A 7,480-nucleotide genomic window follows, 5' to 3' on the forward strand; every position below is an offset into this window, starting at 1 on the left:
TATTACCATGTCAATGAATGGAACGATGGGTAAGATATTGATAGCTCTACCCGTCTTTTTTTCTGCCTCTGCAATCATAGATTATTCCACTACCATCTGGTTTTCGGGGTCGAAGGAAAATCTGATCCGGAATGAGTTCAGCCCACTGCTGGTATATGCAGTCAAAAACGACATGGTAATCCCTTATGTTTTCTTTACTGTGATTTTTTATTTCTTCTCATCTTACCTTGCACTGAAAATGCTCTCTTCGGATAAAAATATCTTCTATTGCGCATCAGCCATACTTGCCCTGATATCGCTGGCACATACATTCGGGGGTTTATCCTGGTATTTCAGGAGCGAAGCGTACTCCAACGCCATCCTTGCAATTTCAGCAATTACGGTCATGATGGCAATATTCTTATCAGGATGGACCTTTCTTCGAAAAAAAATACTCATCTAATCTACTGATATTATATATGGTCTATATATTCTTGGGAAAAGGTATATAGTATTTACTGACCTCATAAAGTATCATTAACATGATCAATCCAGAAATAAGAAAAGTCCAGATAACAGGCAAATCAACGTTCGTTGTTTCTCTTCCTAAGAAGTGGGCTATAAATGTCGGAATAATATCAGGTTCCCTTGTTCATATGCACCCCCAGGAGGATGGTTCCCTTCTTTTAACCTCAAACGGCGGTTTGGTGTCTCAGAGTCTAAAAACCTTAACTATAGATGGGAGGGCAGGCGAGCCGCTGATAAGAGATATAATAGCCACCTACGTTGCCGGGTATCGTATGATCGAACTAAAAGGCAGGAATATAACATATGAACAGAAAAAAGACATAACAACTATAGTGAAAAAATTGATAGGTATTGAGATTATTGAAGAGACACCGGATAAAGTGATAATCCAGGATATATCGAATCCGGGGGAGATGCCTATCGATATGAGCTTTCGGCGCATGCATATAAAAGTGCAATGGATGCTTGATAATACAATAAAGGCAATGAACACAAGGGATGTAATTCTTGCCTCTGAAGTCGTAAAGCAGGATGATGAGATCGATCGACTCCACCTGTTGATATCAAAACAGTTCATGGATATTTTACTCCATTCAAGGATATCTGAAAAAAGTGAACTCGGATTGACAGGGGCATTCTACTACAGGCTGGCAAGCGACCAGTTAGAGCGTGTGTCAGACCATGCGGGTAAGATCGCTGGCATAATACTGGAATCATGTGACAAAATCCCTCCTGCCATGCTTGAAGGTATTGTTAAAATCGGGATCGTTTCTTACAGGCTTGTCAACGATTCTGTCGTTTCTTTTACAAAATGCAATGTAGAACTTGCAAACAGGATTATTGACGAACATAAAAAAATAAGCGAAGATCTGCGAAAAACCAGAAATATTTCAACAGGTATGAATCCTGACACTGTTATATCCCTGGGGCTTATAGCAGACAGTGTGAAAAGGATAGGGGATTATGCTGCAAATGTGGCAGAGCTAGCCATTGACTTCTCTAAAAGTATATAGGTATCGGGCTGATTATAATATAGCAGCATCGTTATTTTTTCCTGTTTTGTTCTATATACCTCTATTGTTTCTATGTAGGATGGTTTTATGATTTGATGCAACCAGAATCAGGTATGCGCAATGAAGTTATGGGTGCAGTTATGATTTTTGTCCTTTCACTCTACAGCGCCGCTTCTGTATCGTGGTATTCTCCATCAGTAAATCTTCCGGCTGCGATATTTGCGGTCTTCCCTGTGATGGGTGCGCTTGGTGTAATAATCCTTGCAGCTAAAAAAAAAGCCTGAAACAAGGCGATATAATCTTTCCATCTCACTCCTAACCGGGAAAAATATCAGAATCAATTTCTATTTTTTCAGTAGCAACAAATGGTTATTCTGCTGAACTCCAAAAATACTATATAGATTACATAGATAAATTTTATCTGTATTTATCCGGATACTTACCAAAAAAAATTTGCATGCTCATAAAAATTAAATATCAAAACGCGCAATCAGAAAAAAAGGCAAATAAAATATTGTCTTCAATGCACGGCGTTTCCCTGTGAATTTATGAATCTATCAAGAACCTACTGTCCGGTATTTTCTAAATTTAAAATCCTGAACGGTTACAGGGGAAAATAAACTATATAACTCTCTATAGTTTATGAGGGTAGTCCTGAAATAGTTTATAGAATTATAGTGATGTGGCGGCTATAGGATCATGCCGCTAAATCACACAACCCGTAGGAGGAATATGAAGCCCTTGACGTATCTTACTTTTTTACCCATGGCCGGGCTTCATTAATCATGAACTGGTGCCTCAGGTCTCTTCATCTCCGATCCGGGGCACCTGTTTCATGCTTTGAACGAATAAAAGTAGATTATATGGTTCTATATAGTCTATGAGGCTCATCCTATTATAGTTTCCAAAATTAGAGTGACTCTGGCGGCTCATACGCTTGCCGCCAGAACGCCGAAAAAGGAACCCTTACTTACTCATTCTTTTGCCATAGTAAGGGCTTCTGTTACGTCGAAACCATGCCCCCCGCGTAGGGAGAGCGGGGGCGCTGGTTTCATGCTTGAAAATAAAAATAGACTATAGAACTCTCTATAGTTTATGAGGGTTTGCATAAAATAGTTTATGAAATTAGTATGATCGGTGATGCTATAAATCCGTGTCCGCCAAACTTCGAATTGAAAGTATATAACACTCAGAGGGCATGCCGATGGGCATCACTTAAATATTGGATAGAAAAAATAAAGGAGAACATAAAAATGGTAAATATGAAGGAAATTAGGGCATTCCTGCATGACGCAAAAGCCGTCTCGCCAGCAATCGCGACATTGATTTTGATCGTGATCGCAGCAGTGGCAGCAGCAGGTGTGGGAATACTTGTACAGTCCTCGCAGCAGAATGCGAAGGATCAGACTGGAGATAAGAACTTAAATGCAATGGGAACGATCGACATCAAGGGCAGCACCACACTATTGCCCGTTACGCAGGCTGCCGCTGAAGCGTTCATGAAGAAATACCCTGCTATTACAATCAACATAGGCGGCGGAGGCTCTGAAGTTGGGCAGTTATTAGCATGGACTACAACAAAACCAACTCAAGAAATGGGCGCAAGCTCATCCAAGTGGTCTTCCAGTGATAAGACCATATCTGGAATAGTTATACCAAAGAGAGAAACAGCAATCATCCAGGAAGCAGGAGAGAATGCCAAAGTCTTTGAGTCAAAGATTGGAACTGGCATGATCGTAATGGCTGGTAAGACTGAATTTAATGTTGATAATAGTACAGGATGCGCAAACTCAGCTACAAATATATGCTTCACTGATTTGAAGAACGCATACCAAAACGGCGCCATAATACCTGTCTCGAATTATAAAGTAGTTCAGCGCTCAGACAAATCTGGAACTGAAGAAACTTTTGCGGCATGGATCGGTCTCGTCAACTCAGTCGACAAACAGCTTAATTCGAGCAACGTTACAGGATACCAAGGCAACCAGGGTATAAGAGATGCAATTGCCAACGATGCAACAGGGAAAACAATCGGATTCGTTGATGTAGGATTCACCGGCACTAATGTGAATGGCAATGTTAACGTCTTGGCTGGAAAAATGAACAATACAGCAGCTAATAGTGATACTAAGGGTGTAGGCAAGGATTACGACTCAGCAAGCATCAGCTTAACATCAACCGGAAAGGGTCTTTCAAGAGATCTCTTCTACTACAACCAGGGCATACCTACAGGCGCAATCAAAACATATCTTGACTGGATTATGACCCCGGACGGACAGAAGATCGTACAGCAGGAAGGATTCTTCAGCAATTAAATAAACATCGATTATGAGGAAAGTTCCTCATAATTTCTTTTTTCTTATCAGCTTAACCATCCAGCAAAAATGAATAACGGTGAATGTATGGAATATTCTACAGGAGACATAGTAAAATTCAAACTCGAGTCGGGTAAGATCCATGAAGGAGGAGATATCCGGTTCATAGAACGGAGCCGTAACGAGGATATACTGTACATAAGCAGCTTCAATAGGTGGGACAGAGTTCCTGAAAACAGGATTATAGCGATTTGCAAAAGAAAAGATAAAAGAAAAAATAATTATTATTAATCAGGATTTCAGATATCAGGGAGAGATTTATGAAAAAAAAGAATTTGCAATATATTCTAAAAACTTTATCACGTGTTTTTGAGAATTCAGCGCAAAAGGCGCATATAGAGGAATTCAAGGCAAAATACAGGGGAGTGCCATGGAGAGATGGGATCGAACGTACACTGCTGAGTTATGCCCGCAGCGGCGTGACAATGAAAAGATGGATTGATAATTTAATTAATTTCATGATGGAGAAGAATATCACGTATAATTAAAAGTAGAGATCCTGTACATCAACAGTTTCAGAAGATGACTTTGCCTCCGGACATAAAAAAAAGAGGAACAATATGCGGGGAAGGCTTGATATAATTATCGATATTCTTGAAATTGCGAAAAAAGGAGTAAATAAAACAAAAATTGTCTATGGTGCGAACCTGAACTTTCAGCTAACAGAAAAATATCTTGGTTTTCTCCTGGAAAAAGGATTTATATATTACCTACACAATAAATACATAACTACAGATAAAGGAAAAATGATCCTGGAAAAGGCGAAAGAAATCAATATTCAGTTACAATAAAATATCAGCAAGAGGATTTGATGGAAAAGAGCGTATTTGATATTTTAAAAATCTTATTCTGTACTCCGTTTCTGCTTTATGCATGTTATTCGGATATTAAAAAGCGCAGGGTGGCCAATAATGTATGGCTGGTAATGCTTGTTGGCAGCATTATTTCTATTTCTTATGATTTCTCGTTATATAAGGAACTTGCTCTGCGTCCGTTGATTATTTCAGCAGGATTCATCTTCATACTTGCCTATATCCTTTTTAAAACAGGCGCATTCGGCGGGGCTGATGCCAAAGCGCTTATGGTCATGTCATTGACCATTCCGACCTATCCGGGTTTCCAGGCTCTGGGATATGCTTTTCCCCTGAATAAACCCATCTATGATATTTTTGCCCTGAGTATCTTAGCCAACGCAGCACTACTGACAGCTGTCGTTCCCATCGGGCTGGCTTTATATAACCTGGCGGAAATGGGTTTAAATTTCGATAATCCGGCATATATTTTCATGGGTTATAAAACGAGAATTTCAAAGCTTGCAGGCAGACATATCCGGTTGATCCGGGGTTTTGAAATGACAGATGGCAGGGTCAGATCCCATTTTAAATGGGATGGTATGGAAATTAACGAGAAAACGATCAGGGAGCTTAAGGATCTTTCAGGGAAATGTTTAATAAAAGATGAGATCTGGGTGACCCCGGAGTTACCTTTTATGATTCCCATAACGTTAGGTTTTTTCACGGCTGTTTTCTACGGTGATCTGATGTTTGAGTTAATTAAATTTCTCCTATGAGAGAATATGAAAAACGGAAACCCCTGACTTTTTAAGATAAATCCAGACAATATTGATATTATATAGATTATATAGATTATTTTGATCAGCTATATAAACTTTATAATATGAATATCTCCGATAGCAAAATCATTGATTTTGTATCACTTAAGAAAGGAGGAATAATGAATAAAAAAAGTAAATTAATTGGAATTTGCACACTGCTGATATTAACTAATGTGCTGGCAGCTATATTTGTGCCATCTATAAATGCGAGTAAAAATCAGAATGAGCTATCGGGATCTGAAAACTACCAGGAGAACCATCAAGAAGTCAAAAACATCATCTTAATGGTACCTGACGGTATGGGTATGGCAGATACGACAGCAGCCAGGATATATAAGAGCGGGCCTGGCGGTGCACCTTTATATTTTGAGACGCTTGAGAACATCGGATACCAGAGAACCTATTCAAACAACAGCATCATAACCGATTCTGCCGCCGCTGGCTCAGCCTGGGCATGCGGTGAGAAATTCAATAACGGCGAAATCTGCTATCATAATGATGGCCGCCCCTATAATCCCAGCATTCTGGAACTGGCTAAAGCAGAAGGTAAAGCTACAGGTCTTGTGGCTACTTCCACAATTACCCATGCCACGCCGGCAGTATTTGGGTCACATGTTAAGTCCCGCAACTGCGAGAATGAAATTGCCAGGCAATACATTCAGGTGACCGGAGTTGATGTAATGCTGGGTGGCGGTGTTGAGAAATTTAATTCAACAAAACAGGATAAATGCGGTACTTCTGGAAACTTCATATCTCAGGCTGAGCAAAAAGGTTATTCATTAGTCTATACCAAAGCCGGAATGGATTCTGCCGTAGCAAACGGAACTGTGAAACTGCTTGGACTTTTTAATAACAGCAGCATGACACCTGAATATCTTCGTACATCCGGAATAACAGAGCCGAGACTGCCGGAAATGACATCAGGCGCCCTTGATATCCTGGAAAAGGATAGGGATGGTTTCTTCCTCATGGTCGAAGGCTCCCAGGTTGACTGGGCTAATCATGCTAATGATTTGAATTACCAGATCGGTGAAACTTTAGCCTTTGACGAGGCAGTGAAGGTTGTTTTGGACTGGGTAAACGAAAACCCCGCCAGAAGAGAACATACTCTTCTTATTGTAGTTCCTGACCACGAAACAGGCGGTTTTGCCATAAACGGACCTGATAAGCTTCTCAGCGCCGGTGAGTCTGTGGACGCTGGCTGGACAAGCGGTGACCATACTGGCGTAGATACTATTATCTGGAGCCAGGGTCCAGGCAGCAAAGCATTAGGAAGGGCTGTTGATAATACAGACCTCTATGGAGTAATGGCAAAGGCTATTAAACAGTAGTATATGTTGAAATACGAACCGCCGGTTTTTCCGGCGGATTTTTTACGAAAATATGGATGTTCTAAGCTATATTTTAATTGGAACTCTGCAGGGAATACTTGAATGGCTCCCTGTTTCAAGCAAGGGCGTGGAAGCCCTTATTATGGTAAAATTCTACAACAAAACCCTTTCTGAAGCCCTTGTGATCGCATTATGGCTGCATATAGGCACTTTGCTGGCAGCCATGGTTTACTTCAAAATAGAAATTCTTGGAATCCTGAAGAATCTTTATAATTACATCAAAAACCCAGCAGAAGATACACATGCTAACACATTAACAAGCTTCATCATTATTACGACCTTGCTGACAGGTCTTATCGGGACTCCGCTTTTATTATTCGGTCTGGATAAATTTAATTTTGCAGGGAGTGCAGCAATGATATTAATAGCATTTTTCCTGATATTGACAGGAATATTCCAGTGGACTGCTAAAAGCAGGAAAAACACGGACAAAGAGCTGATGTTGAAAGATTCAATTTATCTGGGGATTGCCCAGGGTTTTACTTGACTTTCAAAGAAACGTAAAATCAGCCTAATTTTTTTGACAAACCTTAGTGCAAAGAACTCCTTGCTAATTCAAATATGTATGGCCTAACTTTT

General features: G+C 40.2%; 9 protein-coding genes. All 9 read left to right on the forward strand.

Annotated elements, in window-relative coordinates; all coding sequences use genetic code 11:
* Nucleotides 1-7 precede the first annotated feature (7 nt).
* Nucleotides 8-442, forward strand: coding sequence for a hypothetical protein (locus FIB07_11155; protein NJD53413.1), 435 nt, complete (start codon nucleotides 8-10; stop codon nucleotides 440-442).
* A gap of 79 nt (nucleotides 443-521) precedes the next feature.
* The gene (locus FIB07_11160; protein ID NJD53414.1) at nucleotides 522-1,520 is read left to right on the forward strand and encodes a phosphate uptake regulator PhoU; all 999 of its coding nucleotides are present in this window, start codon (nucleotides 522-524) and stop codon (nucleotides 1,518-1,520) included.
* A 1,103-nt stretch (nucleotides 1,521-2,623) separates the two neighbouring features.
* Nucleotides 2,624-3,835 (forward strand): hypothetical protein, encoded by a 1,212-nt coding sequence (locus FIB07_11165; protein NJD53415.1) that lies wholly within the window; start codon nucleotides 2,624-2,626, stop codon nucleotides 3,833-3,835.
* 87 nt (nucleotides 3,836-3,922) lie between these two features.
* Complete coding sequence (locus FIB07_11170) at nucleotides 3,923-4,126, forward strand: hypothetical protein (protein ID NJD53416.1); 204 nt, start codon at nucleotides 3,923-3,925, stop codon at nucleotides 4,124-4,126.
* A gap of 29 nt (nucleotides 4,127-4,155) precedes the next feature.
* The gene (locus FIB07_11175; GenBank protein NJD53417.1) at nucleotides 4,156-4,383 is read left to right on the forward strand and encodes a hypothetical protein; all 228 of its coding nucleotides are present in this window, start codon (nucleotides 4,156-4,158) and stop codon (nucleotides 4,381-4,383) included.
* Nucleotides 4,384-4,455: 72 nt separating this feature from the next.
* Nucleotides 4,456-4,686 (forward strand): hypothetical protein, encoded by a 231-nt coding sequence (locus tag FIB07_11180; protein ID NJD53418.1) that lies wholly within the window; start codon nucleotides 4,456-4,458, stop codon nucleotides 4,684-4,686.
* Nucleotides 4,687-4,706: 20 nt separating this feature from the next.
* Nucleotides 4,707-5,465, forward strand: coding sequence for a peptidase A24 (locus FIB07_11185; protein NJD53419.1), 759 nt, complete (start codon nucleotides 4,707-4,709; stop codon nucleotides 5,463-5,465).
* Between the two features lie 107 nt (nucleotides 5,466-5,572).
* Nucleotides 5,573-6,841: an alkaline phosphatase gene (locus FIB07_11190; protein ID NJD53420.1), complete on the forward strand. Its 1,269-nt coding sequence runs from the start codon at nucleotides 5,573-5,575 to the stop codon at nucleotides 6,839-6,841.
* Nucleotides 6,842-6,893: 52 nt separating this feature from the next.
* Nucleotides 6,894-7,388, forward strand: a complete 495-nt coding sequence (locus tag FIB07_11195) for an undecaprenyl-diphosphate phosphatase (GenBank protein NJD53421.1) — start codon at nucleotides 6,894-6,896, stop codon at nucleotides 7,386-7,388.
* The last annotated feature ends 92 nt before the right edge of the window (nucleotides 7,389-7,480 follow it).

It is taken from the genome of Candidatus Methanoperedens sp., assembly GCA_012026795.1.
GTDB lineage: Archaea > Halobacteriota > Methanosarcinia > Methanosarcinales > Methanoperedenaceae > Methanoperedens.